The organism is Amycolatopsis sp. TRM77291 (assembly GCF_054166285.1).
On the sequence record NZ_JBSZHF010000001.1, the window covers coordinates 1,430,586 to 1,452,235 of the forward strand.

A 21,650-nucleotide genomic window follows, 5' to 3' on the forward strand; every position below is an offset into this window, starting at 1 on the left:
AGCCCCTTCGTGGGCGGCCGTTCGTCGTAGCAATGCTGCCCCAAAGGGCGCCAACGGTGCCCCCGCTTCCCTGGTGCCATGACAACCGATGGTTGTCGTCGCGGTCCGAACGGCTGTTGGATCTCGGCCCTGACCTCGCGATTAGCTGTTCCCAGAGCCGAAAACGAGGATCTGGGAGAACATGAAGATGAGCGTCGAAACGATCGAAGGCGTCGCCGCGGGAGTCCCGTTCGTGGCGGTGCCGCCGTCGGACCGGGCACGCCCGGCGCCGCTGGTGCTGACCTGGCATCTGCTGGGCGCGCCCTTCAGCGAGGCGGCCATGGCGGCGGCGCTGCCGATGCGGGGGCTGCACGCGTGGCGGGTGCACCTCGGGTTGCCGCTGACCGGTAAACGGTTTCCCGAGGGCGGTTTCGAGGGCTTCTTCCGGCTCGCGAGCGAGGACAACGTGCTCAACGTCGTCGAACCGCTGACCAGGCAGGTCGAGGCGGAGTTCCCGGCCGCGGTGGCGGACCTGCGCTCCCGCCTGTCCATTGAGGACGGACCGGTCGGGCTGGTCGGCGGTTCGCAGGGTGGCGCGGTCGCGTTGCAGCTGCTGACCCATCCGGAGATCGACGTGGCTGCGGCCGCGCTGGTGAACCCGGTGACCCAGCTGGCGCCGGTGATCGCGGCGAACGAGCGGGTCTACGACGTCACCTACCACTGGTCGGACCGGTCCCGCGCGGTCGCCGACGAGTACGACTACGTGCGGCGGGCGGACGAATTGACCGCGCCGGTCCTGCTCGTCATCGGCGAGGAGGACGACGTTTCGATCACCGAACCGGCCGAGGCCCTGCACAAGGCGTTAGGGGAGGGGCGATCCGAGCTCGTCACGATCCCGGGGATGGCGCACGGATTCGCCGAGGCGCCCGGCCTCGAACCGGCTCCGCAGACGGCGCACGCGAAGCTGGTCGACGCCGAGCTCACGCGTTGGTTCGCCCGGCACCTAGCTGTCTGAGGTCGTCGTCCGGCAGCCAAGATCGCGCGGGATCGTAGGTGCACCAACCTTCTTCGTGGCTGGTCCGGCCGGCGAGCGCCAGCAGGCGCCGCAGGGCCGGGCCTTCGCCGCGCCGCCACACCACCGACCACGGGAACAGCGGCGACGGCTCGAACGGAAGGACCCGCAGATTGAGGTCGGAGGCGAGGTCCATGTCGGCGCCGGCGAGCGTGACCCGCTGCTTCCCGTAGCGAGTCTGTTCCAGAGTGTGTCTGAGGTCGTAACTGACACCGGAGTCGTCGATCGGGACGTCGAATTCTTTGCATAGGCGTTGCAAATAAGAAAGCCATTCGACCGGGCCGCCCAATTGCGGAATCCAGATGCCCTCGCTCCGGAGATCGGACAATTTCAGGACATCGTTGCTCGCGAGCGGGTGTTCCGGTGCGAGAAGGGCGACCAATGGCTCCAGCCGGACCAGGCGGTGTTCGAGTTCCGCGGGCACTTCGCGGCCGAGGTCCGCGACGCGGCCGAACGCGAGGTCGATCTCGCCGCGGACCAGGGGATCGAGGGCGTTGGCCAGCCCGCGTCCGGCGACGCGCTCGACGGCCAGCGCCGGGTCCCGCTGGGCGATGCGGCGCAGCATGTACATGGGGGACAGGCGCGGATCGATGACGTCGAGGCGGGGCGGGCGGTCCTGGAGGCCCATCGCGGCGACGGCGGCGTCGGCAGCGCGGATCAGCTCGCGCGCGTGCGGGAGGAACCGGTCGCCCTCGGCGGTCAGCTCGACGGATCGGTTGGTGCGCAGGAAGAGCTGGACCGACAGGGTTTCTTCGAGCTTCCGGACGCGCTTCGACAGCGCCTGCTGGGTGAGGAACAGGGATTCCGCCGCGCGACCGAAATGGCCGTGGTCGGCGGTGGCGACGAACGCGCGCACCTGGGCCGTGTCGAGATCCACGTCCTGAAGGTACGTGAAGGCCTCCTTGCCTACCCTCAAGGTAGTGAAGGAGGCCTTCACGGACTCACCTGCCCGGCGGCCGCTCCCGCACCACGCAGGTCAGCCGCGCCGTGCACGACCGGCGCCCCTGGTCGTCGGTCAGGACGATCTCGGCGGTCACGGTCCCGCGTCCGACGTGCACCGGGGTCGCGACGCCGGTCACCCGTCCGGAGCGGACGGCCCGGTGGTGCGTGCACGAGAGTTCGAGCCCCATCGTCGCCTTGTCGGTGCCGGCGTTGAGCGCGCAGACCATCGAACCGAGCGCCTCGGCGACCACGGCGTTCGCGCCGCCGTGGAGGAGACCGTAGGGCTGGAGGTTGCCCTCCACCGGGATGCTGCCCACGACGCGTTCGGGACCGAATTCGCTGATCTCGAGCCCGAGCTTGTCGTTGAGCTGTTGTCCGGCGTAGGCCGGGTCGATCCCGGCGAAGGATTCGAGGGCTTGTTCGGTCACGCAGAGCTCCTTAACATTCGTGAACCCGCGACCGCGTCGACTGGGCACACGTCATCGAGTTTTTCTCACGTCCTGCCTCCGGCCTGGCGAGTTTCCTGCGCCAAGGGGGTCTGAGCAGCTCCGCCGACAGGCCGCAACAGACACGACAGGTAGGACTGTCGGACCCTCACCCTAGACTCGCTCCCGTGAGCCCGAGTGAGAACACGACCGTTGCCAACGCCACACCCGCCACCGCACAGGCCGAGCGGCCCAAACTGCTGCTGATCGACGGCCATTCGATGGCGTATCGCGCGTTCTTCGCGCTGCCCGCGGAGAACTTCAAGACGAAGACCGGGCAGACGACGAACGCGGTGTTCGGGTTCACCTCGATGCTCATCAACCTGCTGCGCGACGAGGCGCCGACCCACCTCGCCGTGGCGTTCGACCTCTCCCGCAAGACGTTCCGGTCGGAGACGTACGCGGAGTACAAGGCCAACCGCAGCAGCACCCCGGACGAGTTCAAGGGCCAGGTCGGGCTGGTCGAGGACGTGCTGAAGGTCCTCGGCATCCCGGCGCTGACCAAGGAGAACTACGAAGCCGACGACATCATCGCCACGCTCACGACACAGGCGACCGCGGAAGGTTTCGACGTCCTCATCTGTACGGGTGACCGTGACGCGCTCCAGCTGGTGACCGACCAGGTCACCGTGCTGTACCCGAAGCGCGGCGTGTCGGAGATGACCCGGTTCACCCCGGAGGCGGTCGAGGAGAAGTACGGCCTCACGCCGGCGCAGTACCCGGACTTCGCCGCGCTGCGTGGCGACCCCTCGGACAACCTGCCCAGCATCCCGGGGGTCGGCGAGAAGACGGCCGCGAAGTGGATCAGGCAGTTCGGCTCCTTCAACGAGCTGGTCGACCGGGTCGATGAGGTCAAGGGCAAGGTCGGCGACGCGCTGCGCGAGCACCTCGGCGCCGTCATGCTGAACCGCCAGCTCACCGAGCTGATCCGCGACGTCGAGCTGGAGCTCGGCCCGACCATGCTCGAGCTGCGCCCGTGGGACCGCGAGGCCGTCCACGCGCTGTTCGACGAGCTGGAGTTCCGTGTCCTGCGAGACCGGCTCTTCGCCACCCTGCAGAGCGCCGAGCCCGAGGCCGAGGAGGGTTTCGAAGTCAGCGGTTCGAAGCTCGCGCCGGGCGCGCTCGCGGAATGGCTGGCCGCGCACACCGGCCGGGACAAGCCCGTCGGCCTGGCGTTCCGTACCACCGGGGCGTCGGTCCGCTCCGACCTGAAGGCCATCACGTTCGCGGCCGCGGACGGCGAGGGCGCGTATGTCGACGTCACCGCGATGGACGCCGGAGACGACAAGGCGCTCACGGCCTGGCTCGCCGACGAGAAGATCCAGAAGATCGGCCACGAGCTCAAGGTCCCGCTGCACGCCGTCCGGGCGCGCGGCTGGACGTTCGCCGGGCTGGTCATGGACACCGCGCTCGCCGCGTACCTCGTCCGCCCCGGCCAGCGCACCTTCGAGCTCGACGACCTCGCCCTGCGGTACCTGCACCGTGAGCTGCGGTCCGAGGCCGACACCGGGGACGGGCAGCTTTCGCTGCTCGACGGTGGCGCCGAGGACCTGGAGCAGAAGGAGATCCAGGCCGAGCTGGTCAAGGCCCGCGCGGTCGCCGAACTCGCGGGGGCACTGACCAAGGAGCTCGAAGACCTGGGCGGCGCGCAGCTGCTCGCCGAGCTCGAACTGCCGCTGCTGCAGGTGATCACCGGTCTCGAAGCGGCGGGCATCGCGGTCGACATCGAGCACCTGACCAACCTGGAGGCGCACTACCTCGGCCGGGTGACGCAGGCCGCGGAGGAGGCGTACGCGGTCATCGGCAAGCAGGTCAACCTCGGTTCGCCGAAGCAGCTGCAGGTCATCCTGTTCGACGAGCTCGGCATGCCGAAGACCAAGCGCACGAAGACCGGCTACACCACCGACGCCGAGGCCCTGCAGAGCCTGTTCGAGAAGACCGAGCACCCGTTCCTGCAGCATCTGCTGGAGCATCGGGACGCGGCAAGGCTGCGCACCACGGTCGAGGGCCTGATCAAGTCGGTCGCCGACGACGGCCGCATCCACACCACGCTGCTGCAGACGATCGCCGCCACCGGGCGGCTCTCCTCGGTCGACCCGAACCTGCAGAACATCCCGATCCGCACCGAGGAAGGCCGCCGCATCCGTGACGCCTTCGTCGTCGGCGACGGATACGCCGAGCTGATGACGGCGGACTACAGCCAGATCGAAATGCGGATCATGGCGCACCTCTCGCAGGACGAAGGGCTGATCCAGGCCTTCAACAGCGGCGAGGACCTGCACACTTTCGTGGCGTCGCGCGCGTTCTCGCTGCCGCCGGAGGAGATCACGCCGGAACTGCGCTTCCGGGTGAAGGCGATGTCGTACGGCCTGGCGTACGGGCTTTCGGCGTACGGGCTTTCGCAGCAGTTGCGGATCTCGACCGAAGAGGCCAAGGAACAGATGGAGGCGTACTTCTCCCGTTTCGGCGGCGTGCGCGATTACCTCCATTCGGTCGTGGGCGACGCGGCGAAGGTCGGTTACACCGAGACGATCTTCGGCCGCCGCCGGTATCTGCCGGACCTCAACAGCGACAACCGGCAGCGCCGCGAGATGGCCGAGCGGATGGCGCTCAACGCCCCGATCCAGGGCAGCGCGGCCGACATCATCAAGGTCGCCATGCTCAACGTGCACAAGGCGCTGACCGAGGCGAAGCTGAAGAGCCGCGTGCTCCTGCAGGTCCACGACGAGCTCGTCCTCGAGGTCGCCGATGGCGAGCGCGAGCAGCTGGAAACGTTGGTGCGCCAGGGAATGGGCTCCGCCTACGAACTGGCGGTCCCGCTGGAGGTCTCGGTCGGATACGGCCGGTCGTGGAACGACGCCGCGCATTAGGCCTCGTGAGTGGTAATGACGGTTAGAACCGTCATCACCACTCACGATCGGTAGGGTCGTCCGGGTGACTTCCGAGCGCAGACGCTGGCGGGTGCGGCTGCGCGATCACCGTGGGCGGATCCTGGGCGCCGGGACCATGCTCGACGGCGAACACCTCCTCACCTGCGCTCACGTGATCGAAGGCCACGACGACGTCGCCGTGGATTTCGTGGCGCTTCCCGGTGTGGAGCCCGGAATCGCCACGATCCTCGCGCAGGCCGCGCCCATCGGCGACGACGGCGGGGACATCGCGTTGCTCCGGTTGCGCGACCCCGAGGAACAGATCTCCGGCGCCCCGCTCCACCGGACGGCCCTCGAAGACGGCCAGCGGGTCCGCGCGTACGGCTTCCCGACCGGTTCGGACGGCATGTGGTCGTTGGCGACCGTCGTCGGTGACGGCGGGCACGGGCTCGAACGTGTCCAGCTGCACCGCACTCCGGACGCCGAGCCGATCACCCACGGCTTCAGCGGTTCGGCGGTGATCGCCGACAAGACCGGCCATGTCGTCGGGATGGTCGCGACCCGGTACGCGACCGAGGCCGCCCGCGTCTCGTGGATGATCCCGGTCGAGACCATGCTCGGGTACCTGCCCGCCCTGCGCCGCTGGGCCGAAGGCACCCCCGCGATCGACCCCAGCTTCGTGCAGTACCCGGAACCGCCCGCGATCGACCCGCGGTTCGCCCGCGAATTCGCCCGGTGGCTCGGCGACCACGGCCGGGCGGACGTCCGGGTGATCATCATGGGCGCGGACGATTCCGCCGTCGCCGCCTCGTTGCGGCGCGCCGTCGTCCTCGCCGACCGCGAACGCGGCGCGGGCCGGAGCGTGACCGGGCCGACGGTCCCGCCGCTGGGCAGTGTCGTGCTCGCCGTCGACGCGGTCGGCAAGACCGCCGAAGAGGTCCGCCGCCGGATCTCCGACCGGCTCGACGTCGCCGCGGATTCGCCCGCCGGCCGCCACGGGGCCGCCCGCACCGTCGTCGTCTACGGGATCGACGAAGCGGCCGAGCCCGACGCGCTCGTCGGTGAGGTGCTCGCGCCGCTCGCCCAGCGCGCGCACGAACTCGGGCTGCGGCTCGCGCTGGCCTTCCGCGAGGAGAGCTCGCCGGGGGTGAGCGTGGTCCGGTCGAGCACGGACGTCCTGCCCGCCGCCGAGGACGACACCGAGGGCCGCCTCGCCCTGCTGGAAACCCGGTTGGGTGAACTCGACAGTCTGGAGAAGGACAATCTGAGCGACGCGCCGCGCTTCGCGGACGCACCGCATGTCCATCCCAAGGCACGACGGCTGAGAGGCGCGTTGACACAACTGCGTTCGGCGGAGCAGGACGGTGACACCGATTGGGTGAAACGGCAGCTTCCGGTCTGCGAGCGAGCCGTGGCCAAGACCGTCGAGCGCGCCCGCGACCTCCGCCGCCTCCTCGACGAGAACCTCGCGCGGCGCGCGGAACTGCGCGCCCGGCTCGACGCGTACGGGGAGATGGCGCGTAACAGCGGCCTCGTCGAAGACGTCGAACTGGATGCCGCCTACGCACCAGCCTGGCGGATGCTCTTCGAAGGACCTTGTGACCTCGCGGCCGCGGCGGCGGCCGTCGAGCGATACGCGGACACCGTACGGAAACGGATCGACGGATGACGGCCTGCGGACGGGACGGCTGCCCGGGTGTGCTCGGCAAGACGGGCTTCTGCAAGATCTGCGGATTGCCGCCAGGGGCACCGGAAGAGCCCGCGCCGCGGGAGAAACCGACCCTGGTGATCCCCGGCCCCGGCGAGGCGCCGACCAGGATCACCAGCACGGTGGTCACCCGTTCCCAGCAGATCGCGGGCCACGCGAGCGCGGACGACCGGGTCCCGCTGCCGGTCGTCGAACTCCCGGACGTCGCGGGCCGTCTGCTCACCGAGCCGCATGTCCCGGAGGAGGAACGGTTCTGCGGCAAGCACGGATGCACGGCCACCCCGGTCGGCCGCTCGATCGGCGGCGGACCCGCGCCCACCGAAGGGTTCTGCCCGGTCTGCCGGACGCCGTTCTCCTTCGCGCCCAAGCTCGCGGCCGGTGACGTGGTCGACGGCCGGTACCACGTGCTCGGCTGCGTCGCGCGCGGTGGACTCGGATTCGTCTACCTGGCGACGGATTCCGGGCTCGGTGACCGATACGTCGCGCTCAAGGGCCTCATCAACACGAACAACACCGCCGCCGTCCGGATCGCGGAGACCGAAAGCCAGGTGCTCACCGCGCTGGACCACCCGAACGTCGTCCGGATCCTCGACGTGGTCGAACACGAGGGCCTCCGCTACATCGTCATGGAGTTCGTCGACGGGCTTTCCCTGCGGGAGGTCAAGAACCGCGGCCGGGCCGGCCTGGACTCCAGTGAAGGACGGCTGCTCGTCGAGCACGTCGTGGCGTACGGTCGCGAGATCCTGACCGCGCTCGACTACCTGCACGGCGAAGGCCTGCTGTACTGCGACATGAAGCCGGACAACGTGATCCACGGTGAGAAGCGGATCAAGCTCATCGATTTCGGCGCCATCCGCAAGATCACCGACGACGAGAGCCCGATCGTCGGCACCGAGCACTATCAGGTGACCCCGGCGGAACGGGTCAAACACGGGCTCACCATCCGGTCCGACATCCACACCGTCGGCGTGACGCTGCGGGAGCTCTTCCAGGCCAGCGACGGCTGGTCGGTCACCACCGACGCGCGGGGTGTCCGGTTCGGCATCGAATCGTTCCTCCGGGTCCTCGATCGCGCGACCGCCCCGTTCGAGCAACGGTTCGCGACCGCGCGCGAGATGCTGGTCCAGCTCGACGGTGTGCTGAGCGAAATCCTTTCTCTGCGGGACAAGCAATCCCGGCCCGCCGGCTCGACGTTGTTCGCCGAAGGGGCGGTCCTGCTCGACGCGGGCCTCGGCCAGGCGCCGCCGTTGGAGCACTGGACGCGCGGGACACCCGTCTCGCTCGGCGCGCGCCCGACCGCCGGGGAGATCGCCGTCGGGCTCCCGGTGCCGCGCGAGGATCCGGACGACCCGCAGGCGAGCTTCCTGCGCGCCGTCCGGGCGCCCGATGCCGCGCGGCTGCTGAAGAAACTCGACAAGGTGCCGGGTTCGGTCGAGGTCGAGTTCCGCCGCTGCCGGGCACATCTGGAGCTCGGGGCGACCGTCGAAGGCGCGCTGGCGGTGGCTGAGGCCGAACGGCTGCTCGGCGAGCGTGCCGCCCATGACTGGCGAGTGGCGTGGCACCGCGGCCTGCTCGCGCTCGGCGCCGGCGATTTCGCGGCGGCCAAGGAGAAGTTCACCGCCGTGTACCGCGACATCCCCGGCGAGGAGCCGCCGAAACTCGCGCTCGGGCTTTGCGAGGAGCACCTCAATGGCGCGGCCGCCGCCGAGCGGTACTACGACGCGCTGTGGGTGCGAGACCGGTCTCAGGCCAGCGCGGCGTTCGGGCTCGCGCGGGTCCGGCTGCTGCGTGGCAACCGCGCCGCCGCCGTCGAAATCCTCGACCAGGTCCCGGAATTCTCGCGCTACGACGAGGCGGCGCGGATCGCCGGGGTGCGGGTGCTGTCCGCGCCGATGCCGGGGACGGGGGATCTCCCGGCGTCGGCCGAACTCGACGACGCCGTGGTCCGGCTGACCGCTCTGGATCTCGACGGCGATTCCCTCGACAGGCTGGTGACCGCCGTGCGCGAGACCGGGCTGGCCGCCGTGCTCCTCGGGCAGGACGGGATCACCGAAGGCGAGATCCTGCGCGCGGGCGAGACGGGTGCCCGCACGGTGCTGGACAAGTCGTACCGGCGGCTCGCCCACCACGCGCCGACGGCGGAAACGCACGACGTGCTGATCGATCTCGCCAATTCCGTGAGACCGGTGACCTTGGTGTGAGCGCCTTGCCGAGATCGATCGCGGTCGCGGGTTCACCTGGAAGAAAAGGGGAGAGATGAGGGAACCGAGTCTGGGCCTCGAAGTGCACCAGAACAAGTTCCTGGCCGAGGGGGACCGGGCGATGACCGCGATCGTCCGGGTCGTCTCCCGCGGCGGTGATGCGGCCGCGTCCAGGACGGCCGCCGAAGTCCTGATGATCGACTGCTCCAGTTCGATGCGCTTCCCCAGCACCAAGATCGGCGAGGCCCGGCGGGCGGCAGCGGCGGCCATCGACGTCCTGCCCGACGGCGTGCGGTTCGCCGTCATCCAGGGCACGGACCGCGCGAAGATGATCTACCCGGCCGAAGACGGCCTGGTGACCGCCTCCGCGGCCACCCGGGCGGAGGCACGCGCCGCGGTCGAACATCTCGCGGCCGTCGGCGGCACCGCGATGGGCACCTGGCTCGCCAAGGCACGCGACCTCTTCGACCTCGTGCCCGACGCCGTCCGCCACGCGATCCTGCTCACCGACGGCCGCAACGATTCGCAGACCAGGGCCGACCTGATGAGCGTGCTGAACGCCTGCGAGGGCCGGTTCGTCTGCGACGCCAGGGGGATCGGCGACGGCTGGGAGCCCGCCGAACTCACCCTGATCGGCCGGGTGCTGCGCGGGAACGTCGACTCGGTCGTCGAGGCCGACGAACTCGCCGAGGACTTCCGGCAGCTGGTCGAGGGCGCGATGACGAAGGTGCTGCCCGAGGTCCGCCTGCGCGTCGGCACCATGCCGTTCAGCAGGCTGCGGTCGGTCAAGCAGGTGTTCCCGGACGAATACGACCTCACCGACCGGTGCCGGGAGGTCGCCGTCCGAGAGCAGGAGCTGTCGCTCGGTTCGTTCGCGGGCGACGAGACGCGGGACTACCAGCTGATCCTGGATCTGGATCCGGATCTCGAACCCAGCCACGGGCAGGACCGTCAGCTGGCGTGGACCGAACTCGTCCCCGTGCCGGGAGCCACGGTCGAGGAAGATGCGCTGGCCATCGCGGGAAGGTGGACCCACGACCCGATCCCGCCGACGCTGATTCACCCGATGGTCTCGAAATACGCCGCCCAGGCCGATCTCGGCGAGGCGCTGACCTCCGGCGGCGACGCCTACGCGGCGGGCGACCAGGCCGGGGCCGAGCGGGCCTGGGGCCGGGCGGCCGCCTTGGCCACGGCGGCGGGCGACGAAGAGACGCTCAGCCGTCTCTCGGGGGTCGTGGAGATCATCGACGCGGAGAAGGGGGTCGTGCGCTTGCGGCCGGACGCGACGCGCAGCCACGCGTTGCACGTCGTCATCCCGTCGAGGGTTTCGGAAATCGCGCTTCCGCAGGAAGATCGGCCGATGCCCGGAGGAGCACCACTCACCTGTCCCGTCTGCCCCGCGCTTTCGCCCGCCGGGGCGAACTTCTGCGTCGGCTGCGGAAGACCGTTCGGCGAGGCGGTTTCGTGACGGCCACCCGGGTGCGGCTGGTCCGGCTCCGGACCGCCCTGCTGGCGCTCACCCTCGCGGTACTGGTGGTGTCGCTGTGGGCGTTCCAGAACGTCCAGGACACGGCGGAGACCGTCCGCGACCGCACCGCGCACGCGGTACTCGAAGTGACCGCCGCGCGGGCCGCGCTGGTGGCCGCCGACGCCGCGGCGATCGCGAGTTTCGCCTCCGGCGAGGCGAAACTCGCCGGACCGGGGCAGGAGTACTCGAATCAGCTGGCGCTGGCGAGCCAGAGTCTCGCGAGGGTCGCGGAGTTCAACCAGGCGGGTGAAGAAGGCGGTAACGCGCTTCAGGTGATCGAAGGCCAGGTCGCGGCCTACTCGGGCTCCATCGGACAGGCCGACGTGCATTTCCGTCAACCGGACGCGGCCGTGCTGGGCGCGGTCGACCTCTGGCACGCCTCGCGGTTGCTGCACGCTCCAGGCGGTGTCCTGGAGGAGCTGGACCTGTTGCAGGGCAGGCAACGCGAGGCGCTGGATCGCCAGCTGGCATCCACCGGGATGAACCTCGCGATGCTCCCGCTGTGGCTTCTGCCGGTGCTCGCGCTCCTGGTGTTGCTGGTCTTCACCCAGCTGTACCTGAGGAAACGTTTCCGCCGCGTGGCGAACGTCCCGCTGCTCGCGGCGACCGTGCTGATCGCCGCCATCGGGGTCGCCCTGGTGTTCACCCTGGTCAGCCGTGACCGGCTCGACTCGGTCGGGGAGCGGCTCGACGGCGTCGCCGCCGCACGGGCCGCGCAGATCCAGGCGGCCGACGACGAAGGCCAGCGGCGGCTCGCCGAGCTGCTGGCCGGGTACTGCGACGAGGAGCAGGGATGCGGTGTGACCGTCGACGGGTTCCGGGAGCGGGTTCGGCAGGCCTCCGCGCCGTCGACCGACAACACGCGGGTGGCCACGGCGGGGGCGAGGGCGGTGGCGGCCGACGCCTCCGCCGCGGCCGAATCCGGCGGGCGGGAATTCCTGATCCCGGCGGGCACCCTGCTCGCGGGCGGGCTCGTCCTGCTCGGCCTGCACGCCAGGATCGACGAATACCGGTACCGCCCGTGAAACGCCTGCTGGCCTTGGTGATGGCGCTGTCGCTGGCCGCGGGCGGCTGTTCGGCGTCGGCGGAAGACGGGCCCGTCGTCGTCCTCGCGTCCTGGGCCGGGGAGGAGGAGCGCGCGTTCCGCCAGGTGCTCGACGCGTTCAAGGCCGACACCGGGATCGACTACCTCTACGAGGGCACCCGGGCCGTCGACCAGGTGCTCGCTTCGGACGTCCAGCGCGGCACGCCGCCGGACGTGGCCGTCCTGCCCAACGCCGGAGTGCTCGCCAAGTACCAGAAGTCGGGCGACCTGCTGCCGCTCGACGAAGATCTCTCCGCCGCCGTGACCCGGTCCTTCAGCCCGCAATGGGTCAGGCTGCAGCAGATCGGCACCGAAAGGTTGTACGCGGTCGCCGTGAAGGCCGACCTCAAGAGCCTGATCTGGTACGACCCGGCGCGGATGACCGGGATCCGGCCCACGACGTTCGCCGGGCTCCGCGAGTACGCGGCAGGGTTGACGGCCGCCGGGGGCACGCCCTGGTGCGTCGGGATGGGCGCCCCGCCTGCCTCGGGCTGGCCGGGAACCGACTGGATCGAGGACATCCTGCTGCACTCGGCGGGCCCCGAGAAGTACCGGCAGTGGGCGTCCGGCGGCCTCGAATGGAGGTCGCCGGAGGTCAAACAGGCCTGGCTGGACTGGGGTTCCCTGCTCGAGCCCAGCGCGATCCGCGGCGGGACCGCGGCCGCCCTGCTGACCGACTTCGGCGACGCGGGCAAGCCGATGTTCGCCGATCCGCCCGGATGCGCGCTGGAACACCAGGCGTCGTTCATCATGAGCCGGTACCAGAACTTCCAGCGGCCCGACGGCACGTTCCCCAAGCCCGGCACCGATTTCGACTTCCTCACCTTTCCGGGGCAGGACGTCTCCGAGGTCGCCGCCGACCTCGCCGGGATGTTCCAGGACACGCCTGGGGCACGGAAGCTGATCGCCTTCCTCGCTTCGGAGAAGGCGCAGCGGATCTGGCCGTCGATACCTCGCGCGAACGCCTTCTCCGCCAACCGGAAGGCCGGCCTCGACGTCTACCCGGATCAGGTGAGCCGGAGGGTCGCGGACACGATCACCTCGGCGTCCGCGCTGTGTTTCGACGCCTCAGACCTGATGCCCGCGACGATGACCGGCGCGTTCCACCGAGCCGTCCTGGAGTACCTGAGCAACCGGGACCGCCTGGACATCCTGCTGAAACAACTCGACGACGTCCGGGAGAGCATCCAGCCCGGCGAATGGTTGAAAATCCATTGTGGACAGTGAGGAGCATCGGTGAACGACCTGGCGCGGTTCCCCCTCGAAGGCGGCGGTTCGGTGGTCGTCGAGATCGACCCGGTCCCCGGCACCTCGCGGGTCTCCCGGCGTGACGACCTGGTCGACGACGCCAAAGGGTCCTTCGAAGCGGCGCTCGCGAACGTCAAGGACGCGGCCGTGGCGGCACTGGACACCTTCCGGTCGATGACCAGGGGACCGGACGAGGTCGAACTCAAGTTCGGCGTCAAGCTGACCGCGCAGGCGGGCGCGGTCATCGCGAAAACGGGCCTGGAGGGGAACTTCGAGGTCAAGCTGAAGTGGGCCAAGGAGACCGAAGCCTGAACCCGGATCACGCGTGATCGAAGGCGTAACTCGCGTGATCAGATCCGTAACTCACGTGCTTGAAGCCGTAACACCTCCCCACCGTGTCTTCCGGCTCCGATCACGCGAGTTACGAGTCCAAGCACGCGAGTTACGGCTTCAAGCACGCGAGTTACGGCTAGCGGCCGAGGCCCCGGATCAGCACCATCACCGATTCCCGCACGTCGGCCCGCGTCCGCTTCGGCTGGAACACCTGCCAGTCGAGGGCGACCACCAGCATCGTGCCGAACAACCCGGCCGCCGCCGTCGGGATCTGGACGCCGTCGGGCAGCCGCCCGGCGGCGTCCAGCCGGTGGAGCTGTTCGCGCACGATCGAGATGATCTCCTCACGCAGCAACGTGAGCGTCTCGTGCCAGGTGCCGGGCGTGCGCCACATCTCGCTCACCAGGATCTGCGAGAAACCGGGGTATTCGGCGATGAACTCCAGCGCACCGTCCACTTGCGACTCGATGACGTCCATCGGGTCGCCGTCGCCGGTGGCCGCGCGCAGCCGGTCCGCGAGCACGCCGACGCCGTAGCGCAGCAGCGCGTCGACAAGACCGTCCTTGCTGCCGAAGTTGTAGTAGACGGTGCCCTTCGCGACCTTCGCCTCGGCCGCGATGTCGTCCACCGTCAGGCCGACGAGGCCGCGGCTGGCGGACAGCCGCAGGGTCGCCTCGAACAGCTTCTGCTTCGTCGCCTCACCCCGTGGACTCACAACGCGAGCTCGGGTTTCAGCGCCGAAACCGTCCACGTGCGCCGTTTCCGCGCCGCCAGCGTCGAGACCAGGATCCCGCCGACGAGATACGCGACCAGGACGCCGATGTCACCGAGGATCTCCATCGAGGCGCCACTGTAGAGCAGGTGCCGGAACCCGTCGATCGCGTAACCCATCGGCAGCACGATGTGCAACGGGTACAACGCGTCCGGGATGGTCTGCCACGGGAACGTGCCGCCCGCGCTGACCAGCTGCAGCACCAGCAGCACCAGGCCGAGGAACTTCCCGACGGCGCCGAAGAACGCGTTGAGCGCGTGCACCACGGACGTGAAGGTCAGCGACACCAGCACCGCGAATCCGATCGCGCCGAGCGGATGCGCGACGTCGATGCCGACCAGCCAGGTCACCGCGCCGAACAGCACGATCACCTGCGCGATCCCGAGCAGCGCCGAGGACAGCCAGCCGCCGAGCGCGACCTTGAACGGCGACGCGCCGGCGGTCAGGGCGCGGGTCGAGAGCGGGCGCAGCAACAGGAACAGCACGAACGCGCCGATCCAGGTCGCGAGCGAGATGAAGAACGGCGCGAGACCGGCGCCGTAGGTCCCGGCCGAGGCGACGCCGGAGGAGTTGACCGCCACCGGGTCGGCGATGGTGTTGGCGGTCGCCGCGCGGGTCGGGTCGTCCGGGTTCGGGATCTCCTTGAGCCCGGCGGCGAGCCCGTCGCGCAGCTGCACCGAACCGTCGGCGAGCTGGTTCGTGCCGGTGACCGCGGACTTCTCGCCGTCGTTGAGCTTCGCGGCGCCGTCGCGGATCTGGTTCGACGCGTCGGCGGCCTGCGCGATGCCGCTGGTGAGCTGCGGCGTGGCCGAGGCCAGCTGGTGCGCGCCGTCGGACACCTGCCGGGCACCGGACGCGAGCTGGGCGAGCTGGCTGTTCGCGCCCTGGATCTTCGTGTTCGCCTGGTCGACCGGTGACCGCAGCGTGTCGAGGCGGCTCAGGATCTCCTGCACCTTCGCCTCGGGGACTTCGGCGGCGCGCAGGTCCTGCGCGAGCTGGGTGCGGTAACCGTCGAGTTTGGCCTGGATGTCCCCGGACGCCGTCGCGGCGAGCGAGGCGGCGTCGGAGACCTTCTGGTTGCCGTCGGCGACCTTGCCGGCGCCGTCGGCGAGCTTCTGCGTCTGCGCGGGGAGCTGGGCGGTACTGGATTTCAGGGTGCCGAGCCCGGTCGCCAGCTGGGAGCTGCCGGAAGCGAGCTGGGAGGCGCCGTCCGCGAGCTGCTGCTGTCCCGACTTGAGCTTCCCCGCGCCGTCGGCGAGCTGTGAAGCACCCGTCGACGCCTCCTGGATCTTGCCGTAGATCGTGGAGAAACCGACCAGGAACTTGTCCGCCGCCTCGCTGCCGACCTTCTCCGCGATCGTCTTGCGGACCTGTTCGGCCACCTGTTTCGCGATGGTCCCGGACAGATAGTTGTTCGCGTCGTTGGTGGTCAGCGTGATCGTCGCCTGCTGGGGCTGGAAGTTGCCCGAGGACAGCAGCGCGGTGGAGAAGTCGCGCGGGATGCCGATCGCGAACGAGTACTTGTCGTCGCGGACGCCCTTCGCCGCCTCCTCCGGCGACACCTCGTGCCACTGGAAGGTGCCGGACTTGACCAGTTCGTCGGTGACCTCGCGGCCGACGTTGCGTTCCGCGCCGGCCGAGTCCTTCGCGCCGGTGTCGGCGGTGAAGACGGCGGCGGGCAGCTTGTCCAGGCGCGAGTACGGGTCGTAGTTCGCGTAGAGGTAGAAGGACGCGTAGAGCAGCGGCACCAGGACGAGCGCGGCCATGGCGAGCTTCGGCAGGGTGCCGCTGCTCAGCCGGCGCAGCTCGTTGGCGGCGATCCGGACGGGGTTCATTCCTGGTCTCCTGAAGTCTTTTCGATCTCCGCGGTTTCGGCAGGCTCGGGCTCGACAGGCGCGCAGCGCACGGGGTCGGGCTGATCGAGTGCGCCGCAGAGGGCGGGTTTCTCCGGCAGGGCCGAAACCGGGGTGGTGGCGGTCAGCACGATGACGGCGAGGCCGCGCTCGGCGTGTTCGCGGGCGAGCTTCGCCCAGCTGTCGACGTCGCTGGTGTGCCGGTCCGGGGTGTCGAGCACGAGGACGCCGACCCCCTTGCGGTCCGCGGCGAGCGCTGTGAGCAGCCGCGTGCGCGTCACCGGTTCGAGGTTCTCGAAGCGGGTGGTGGCGTATGCGGCGGCGTCGTGCTCGGCCAGCCAGCTCGCGACGGCGGCCTTGTTCGCCGGTCGCTTCGCCAGTTCGAGTTCCTCCCCGACGACGACCTGCAGCGACAACGCGCCGTCCGGCTCGCTCACGCCCGGGGAGTCGACGATCGCCACGACCTTCCGCGGGTCACCGCCCTCGACGGTCACCGTCCCGGTGGCGGGCTTCAGCCTGCCTGCCAGCGCCAGCCCGAAGGCGGTGACGCCGACCCCCGGCTCGCCGTGCACGATCGCCAGCTCACCACCCGAAACGGTGAGCGAGGTCGGCGACAGCAACGTGCCGTGGGGTCCGGTCACGGACACCCTGTCGGCTTGAACCCGCACGAAGAACTCCCAGGTCGGTGACTCGCGGAACTTGAACTGACTGGTCAGTTCAAAAGTTAGCCCTGACCTGGGAGGGATACAACCGTGGGGGGCTCATGTCACACGCAAGAGTGACGAAACCACCGCAAACCGGACGGCTAACGCAGGGCCGAAGCCGGATGGACCTCCCAGGACGTCCACAGTGGACGATAACCCTGGCGGTGCCAGAACACCGAAGAAAGCGGGTTGGTCGGGTTGTAGTAGAGGTACGTGCCGTCCGCGCCGCCCGCGGCGAACTCCTCGTGCACCGCCGCCATCAGTGTGCGGCCGAGACCGCTCCCGCGCAGGGCGGGCACGGTGACCACGTTGTTGACGTAACCCCAGCGGCCGTGGGGGAGGAGCTCGGCCTCGGCCGAACCCGGCGACGAGGTGATCCAGGCGCCGTGCGCGAACGCGGCGATGCGGGCGTCCCGTTCGGCCAGCCACAACAGCGGCCGGTCCTTGTCGAGGGCGAGTTCCAGCGCCGGGGCGAGCAGTTCGGCGGCGTTCGGGCGGTAGCGGGTGGCGACCTGGCCGATGTAGTCGTGCGTCGACACGGCCAGCGCGAGTAAGGTGTCGAAGTCTTCGTGCCGGGCGCGGCGGACGGTCACGCCGTCGGCGCCCGGATCGCCGCGACGGCGCCCGGCGCGCACGGCGAGCGCGGACATCGGCACCAGCCCGTGGTCGAGGAAGGCGCGGATCGCCTCGGCGTCCCGGCTCGGCCAGTTGATCACGCAGGCCGAGTCCTCGCCGGGGGTTTCGGCGTCCATCCGTGTCCGCCACGCGCGCAGCAGCACGTCCATGCCCTCGGTGCCGGTGTCGCCGACGAACGGGAACAGCTGCCGGGCGTCGGCGGCCGACCAGAGCAGGGTGACGTCGTCCGGACCGTGCAGCTGACGTTGCACCACCCCGGTGACCTGGACGCCCGCCGCCGTGGCGGCGTCCACGCGCTCGCCGCCGACCGGGGGCGGCGCGGCTTCGGGCAGGAGCCGGTCGATCGCCGCGAACCGGGCGCGGTGCGCGTCGAGCAACGTCTTCTCGATTTCCATCCCGTCCCCCGGATCGACCGCTACCGCAGGGCCGCGGCGGGACTGGCGGCCCACGTCGTCCACAGTGGACGATAACCCTGCCGGTGCCAGAACACCGGGGAGAGCGGATTGGCCGGATTGTACGAGACGAAGGTACCGCGCAGCGACGGCGAGAACAGGTCGTCGTGCGCGACGGCGGTCAGCGCCCGCCCGATCCCGCGGCCCCGCGCGGCCGCGGTCACCGCGAGCGTTCCGACATAGCCCCATTCGCCAGGCGGCAGCCGCCCGGCGAGCGCGTCACCGGGGCTCGGGGAGCGCTTTCCCGTGGTCACGATCCCCACCGTGACGCCTTCCTCTTCGGCGATCCAGACGCGGCCGCCGAACTGCATGCCGCGCCGGACCTCTTCCGCGAGCAGGACCTCGGCCCCCGGCCGGACGACACCGTGGCCGACCAGCGAGGTGTAGCGGAGTTCTTCCAAGCGCAGGCCGACGATCTCTTCGAGGTCGCCGTGTGTCGACGCGCGGATCGTCACGCCGGGTACGGAGTACTCCTCACCCGCCGCGGGCGCGCGGACGGCCAGTGCCAGTTGCGGCGCGAGCCCGTGGTCGAGCAGTGCGCGTGACACCGTGACGTCGCGGCTGGGCCAGGTGACCGTGCACGACGAATCGGGTTCGGCGTCGGCGAGCGCGATCCGCCCGCGCCAGGCGGAGAGCAGCGCGCTCATCCCCGCGCGGGCGTCGGCCGGAAGGATCGCGGAGAGGATCTGCAGATGAGCCGGGCTCCAGAGCCGTTGCCAGGAACCCGCCGCGAACCGCACGTGCGTGATCGTCCCGAAGGCGCCGGCCGCCTCGACGGTTTCGCCTGCCGGGAGCGGGGGCGGCGGCGGGAGCATCGGGTCGAGTGCGGCGAACCGCGCCCGCTGCCGCTCCGCCGCCGGGGTCATCCCCGCTGGGTGCAGAAGATCGCCGTACCGGGGAAGAGCTTGCCGCGCAACGGGCTCCACTGGCCCCACGTGCGGGAGTGGCCCTCCGGCCAGGCGGGCTCGATGAGGTCGGTCAGCGCGAACCCGGCGTCGGCGAGCGCGCGGACGTAGTCGCCGAGGGTGCGGTGGTACTCGACGTAGGTCGCGACGCCCGCTTCGTCGACCTCGACGTACGGCGTGCGGTCGAAATACGGCTGGGTGACGGTGAGCCCCTGCGGGCCGGGGTCGTCGGGGAAGATCCAGCGCATCGGATGGGTCACCGAGAACACCCAGCGGCCGCCCGGCCGGAGTACCCGGCGCACTTCGGCGAACACGACGTCCACCGACGCGACGAACGGCACCGCGCCGAAAGCCGAGCAGGCCGCGTCGAAACTCGCGTCGGCGAACGGAAGCGACTCCGCCGTCGCCTGCACGAGCGGGACGGGGGTGCCGGTCCGTTCGTTGCCCTCCCTCGCGTGGCGGAGCATGCCCGCCGACAGATCGGTCGCCACGGCGTCGGCGCCCTGCTCGGCGAGCCAGCGCGAGCAGGCCGCCTGCCCGCAGCCGACCTCGAGGATCCGCTTGCCGCCGACTTCACCCAGAAGCGCGACGTCGGCCTCTCGGACGCCCTCCGGGCACCAGACGAAGTCCGCGTCGCCGAGGAAGCCGCCGTGGGTCGCCTGGTAGTCGTCGGCGTCGGCGTCCCACCACGCCAGGTTGGCGGCGGTCGCCTCCGGCGCCGAGACCGCCCGGTAGGCGACCCCCGCGGTGCCGAGCCGCTCCTCGGCCTCTGCGTGCCATTCGGGCTCGGTGACGGACTGCTGGCTCAAACCGATATCCTTTCCCCAGGTCAGGGCTTCGCGGGACAGTTTATCCGCCCGCCGTGATCGTGGGGGCGACCCTGATTGTGCCGTGTACAGGGGGCCGCGTAGGATATCTGTTAGCGCAGTGGGTTCGCGCTACTCTTTCCCCCGGTTCGCTCAGCGTCCGGGTCAGGGGGTCGCGTACCGGATGCGGTGATGCTCGCGGTCGTTCCCTGTGGACGTTTGCTTATGCGGTCGCCTCATGTCGGAAGCCCATGGTGCCCTAACTGCAAACCCACTACTTCCCATCCACCGGAGCAACCCGCCTAATGACGACCGACACCGCCACCGCCCCGACCGCCCCCGCCGGGCCCCAGCAAGTCGCTATCAACGACATCGGGTCGGAGGAAGACTTCCTCGCTGCGATCGACAAGACGATCAAGTACTTCAACGATGGCGACATCGTCGAAGGAACCATCGTCAAGGTCGACCGTGACGAGGTCCTGCTCGACATCGGCTACAAGACCGAGGGTGTCATCCCCTCGCGCGAGCTCTCCATCAAGCACGATGTCGACCCGGCTGAGGTTGTCACCGTCGGCGATGAGGTCGAAGCCCTGGTCCTCCAGAAGGAGGACAAGGAAGGCCGTCTGATCCTGTCCAAGAAGCGCGCGCAGTACGAGCGCGCCTGGGGCACGATCGAGGAGCTCAAGGAGAAGGACGAGCCCGTCAAGGGCACCGTCATCGAGGTCGTCAAGGGCGGCCTCATCCTGGACATCGGCCTCCGCGGCTTCCTGCCCGCGTCGCTGGTCGAGATGCGCCGCGTGCGCGACCTGCAGCCGTACGTCGGCCGCGAGCTCGAGGCGAAGATCATCGAGCTGGACAAGAACCGCAACAACGTGGTCCTGTCCCGCCGCGCCTACCTGGAGCAGACCCAGTCCGAGGTGCGCAGCGAGTTCCTCAACGCGCTCGCCAAGGGCCAGGTCCGCAAGGGCGTCGTGTCGTCCATCGTCAACTTCGGTGCCTTCGTGGACCTGGGTGGCGTCGACGGCCTGGTGCACGTCTCCGAGCTGTCCTGGAAGCACATCGACCACCCGTCCGAGGTCGTCGAGGTCGGCCAGGAGGTCACGGTCGAGGTTCTGGACGTCGACATGGACCGCGAGCGCGTCTCGCTGTCGCTGAAGGCGACCCAGGAAGACCCGTGGCGTCAGTTCGCCCGCACCCACGCGATCGGCCAGATCGTGCCGGGCAAGGTCACCAAGCTCGTCCCGTTCGGTGCGTTCGTGCGCGTCGAGGAGGGCATCGAGGGCCTGGTGCACATCTCCGAGCTGGCCGAGCGCCACGTGGAGATCCCGGAGCAGGTCGTCCAGGTCAACGGCGACGTGATGGTCAAGGTCATCGACATCGACCTCGAGCGTCGTCGCATCTCGCTGTCGCTGAAGCAGGCGAACGAGGGCGTCACGCCGGAGACCGAGTTCGACCCCACCCAGTACGGCATGGCCGCCGAGTACGACGCCGAGGGCAACTACATCTACCCCGAAGGCTTCGACCCGGACACCCAGGAGTGGCAGGAAGGCTTCGACAAGCAGCGTGAGGAGTGGGAGCGTCAGTACGCCGAGGCTCACACCCGCTACGAGGCTCACATGAAGCAGGTCCAGAAGGCCGCCGAGGCCGACGCCGAGGCCGCCGCGGACGCCGCGACCGGTGTCACCTCGAGCGACTCGGGCGAGCAGAGCTACACCTCCGCTCCGGCCGAGGCCAAGAGCGGTGGCACGCTCGCCAGCGACGAGCAGCTCGCGGCTCTCCGCGAGAAGCTGTCGGGCGGCGCGTGATCCAAGCGCTCAGCCAATAGCTGACAGACAGCGGCCCCGGTCCACTTCGGACCGGGGCCGCTGTCTTTGTCCGCATTTAGTCCTCTGGATGCGTTCCATGCACGCGCAACTACCGCATTCAGAGGACTGAATGCGGTAGTGGGGAAGCGTGGCGGTGCCTCATCACCCAGGTCGCCATCTCACGCTGAGCTCGCGACCCTGTGCCGACTTCGGCGTCGCGAAAGCCACTTTCGAGACATCTGGTGTCCCGAAAGTGGCTTTCGCGAC

The 21,650-nt window shown here is 69.8% G+C and carries 17 protein-coding genes; 9 read left to right on the forward strand and 8 right to left on the reverse strand.

Translation table 11 applies throughout. The features are described from left to right. Window positions 1–181: 181 nt before the first annotated feature. A complete protein-coding gene (locus ACXIZN_RS06905; RefSeq protein ID WP_457953144.1) occupies window positions 182–994 on the forward strand; it encodes an alpha/beta hydrolase family protein in 813 nt (270 codons plus the stop codon). On the opposite strand, the gene ACXIZN_RS06910 is transcribed toward ACXIZN_RS06905, so the two are convergent. Beyond that, the gene (locus ACXIZN_RS06910) at window positions 960–1,928 is read right to left on the reverse strand and encodes a LysR family transcriptional regulator (RefSeq protein WP_457953145.1); all 969 of its coding nucleotides are present in this window, start codon (window positions 1,926–1,928) and stop codon (window positions 960–962) included. The genes ACXIZN_RS06905 and ACXIZN_RS06910 overlap by 35 nt on opposite strands. Window positions 1,929–1,992: 64 nt before the next feature. After that, complete coding sequence (locus ACXIZN_RS06915) at window positions 1,993–2,421, reverse strand: PaaI family thioesterase (RefSeq protein ID WP_457953146.1); 429 nt, start codon at window positions 2,419–2,421, stop codon at window positions 1,993–1,995. Window positions 2,422–2,606: 185 nt separating this feature from the next. Between ACXIZN_RS06915 and polA the strand changes: the two genes are divergently transcribed. The 7 genes from polA (at window position 2,607) to ACXIZN_RS06950 (ending at window position 13,429) form a co-directional block, all read left to right on the forward strand. Further along, window positions 2,607–5,348, forward strand: coding sequence for a DNA polymerase I (polA, locus tag ACXIZN_RS06920; protein ID WP_457953147.1), 2,742 nt, complete (start codon window positions 2,607–2,609; stop codon window positions 5,346–5,348). A gap of 64 nt (window positions 5,349–5,412) precedes the next feature. Then, a complete protein-coding gene (locus ACXIZN_RS06925; RefSeq protein WP_457953148.1) occupies window positions 5,413–7,017 on the forward strand; it encodes a S1 family peptidase in 1,605 nt (534 codons plus the stop codon). Further along, window positions 7,014–9,257, forward strand: coding sequence for a tetratricopeptide repeat protein (locus tag ACXIZN_RS06930; protein WP_457953149.1), 2,244 nt, complete (start codon window positions 7,014–7,016; stop codon window positions 9,255–9,257). The genes ACXIZN_RS06925 and ACXIZN_RS06930 overlap by 4 nt, the downstream gene beginning before the upstream one ends. A 55-nt stretch (window positions 9,258–9,312) precedes the next feature. Further along, entirely contained in the window at window positions 9,313–10,725 is a 1,413-nt protein-coding gene (locus ACXIZN_RS06935; RefSeq protein ID WP_457953150.1) for a VWA domain-containing protein, read from the forward strand. Continuing rightward, complete coding sequence (locus ACXIZN_RS06940) at window positions 10,722–11,810, forward strand: hypothetical protein (protein ID WP_457953151.1); 1,089 nt, start codon at window positions 10,722–10,724, stop codon at window positions 11,808–11,810. The genes ACXIZN_RS06935 and ACXIZN_RS06940 overlap by 4 nt, the downstream gene beginning before the upstream one ends. Then, a complete protein-coding gene (locus ACXIZN_RS06945; RefSeq protein WP_457953152.1) occupies window positions 11,807–13,096 on the forward strand; it encodes an ABC transporter substrate-binding protein in 1,290 nt (429 codons plus the stop codon). The genes ACXIZN_RS06940 and ACXIZN_RS06945 overlap by 4 nt, the downstream gene beginning before the upstream one ends. A gap of 9 nt (window positions 13,097–13,105) precedes the next feature. Further along, window positions 13,106–13,429 (forward strand): CU044_2847 family protein, encoded by a 324-nt coding sequence (locus ACXIZN_RS06950; RefSeq protein WP_457953153.1) that lies wholly within the window; start codon window positions 13,106–13,108, stop codon window positions 13,427–13,429. Between the two features lie 157 nt (window positions 13,430–13,586). Here ACXIZN_RS06950 and ACXIZN_RS06955 read toward each other — a convergent pair whose 3' ends face one another. From ACXIZN_RS06955 to ACXIZN_RS06980, 6 genes are all read right to left on the reverse strand, one after another. After that, on the reverse strand, window positions 13,587–14,165 hold the full coding sequence (locus ACXIZN_RS06955) for a TetR/AcrR family transcriptional regulator (protein ID WP_034315955.1): 579 nt from the start codon (window positions 14,163–14,165) through the stop codon (window positions 13,587–13,589). Continuing rightward, entirely contained in the window at window positions 14,162–16,057 is a 1,896-nt protein-coding gene (locus tag ACXIZN_RS06960) for a YhgE/Pip family protein (protein WP_457953154.1), read from the reverse strand. Before ACXIZN_RS06960 ends, ACXIZN_RS06955 begins: the two co-directional genes overlap by 4 nt. Next, window positions 16,054–16,743 carry an ATP-binding cassette domain-containing protein gene (locus ACXIZN_RS06965; protein ID WP_457953155.1) on the reverse strand — a complete coding sequence of 230 codons (690 nt, stop codon included), beginning with the start codon at window positions 16,741–16,743 and terminating at the stop codon, window positions 16,054–16,056. The genes ACXIZN_RS06960 and ACXIZN_RS06965 overlap by 4 nt, the downstream gene beginning before the upstream one ends. A 137-nt stretch (window positions 16,744–16,880) precedes the next feature. After that, window positions 16,881–17,810 (reverse strand): GNAT family N-acetyltransferase, encoded by a 930-nt coding sequence (locus ACXIZN_RS06970; RefSeq protein ID WP_457953156.1) that lies wholly within the window; start codon window positions 17,808–17,810, stop codon window positions 16,881–16,883. A gap of 20 nt (window positions 17,811–17,830) precedes the next feature. Continuing rightward, window positions 17,831–18,733: a GNAT family N-acetyltransferase gene (locus ACXIZN_RS06975; RefSeq protein ID WP_457953157.1), complete on the reverse strand. Its 903-nt coding sequence runs from the start codon at window positions 18,731–18,733 to the stop codon at window positions 17,831–17,833. Beyond that, window positions 18,730–19,581 carry a class I SAM-dependent methyltransferase gene (locus ACXIZN_RS06980; protein WP_457953158.1) on the reverse strand — a complete coding sequence of 284 codons (852 nt, stop codon included), beginning with the start codon at window positions 19,579–19,581 and terminating at the stop codon, window positions 18,730–18,732. Before ACXIZN_RS06980 ends, ACXIZN_RS06975 begins: the two co-directional genes overlap by 4 nt. Window positions 19,582–19,883: 302 nt before the next feature. Here ACXIZN_RS06980 and rpsA point away from each other — a divergent pair, with 302 nt between their 5' ends. Then, a complete protein-coding gene (gene rpsA, locus ACXIZN_RS06985; protein ID WP_192741575.1) occupies window positions 19,884–21,383 on the forward strand; it encodes a 30S ribosomal protein S1 in 1,500 nt (499 codons plus the stop codon). Window positions 21,384–21,650 lie beyond the last annotated feature (267 nt).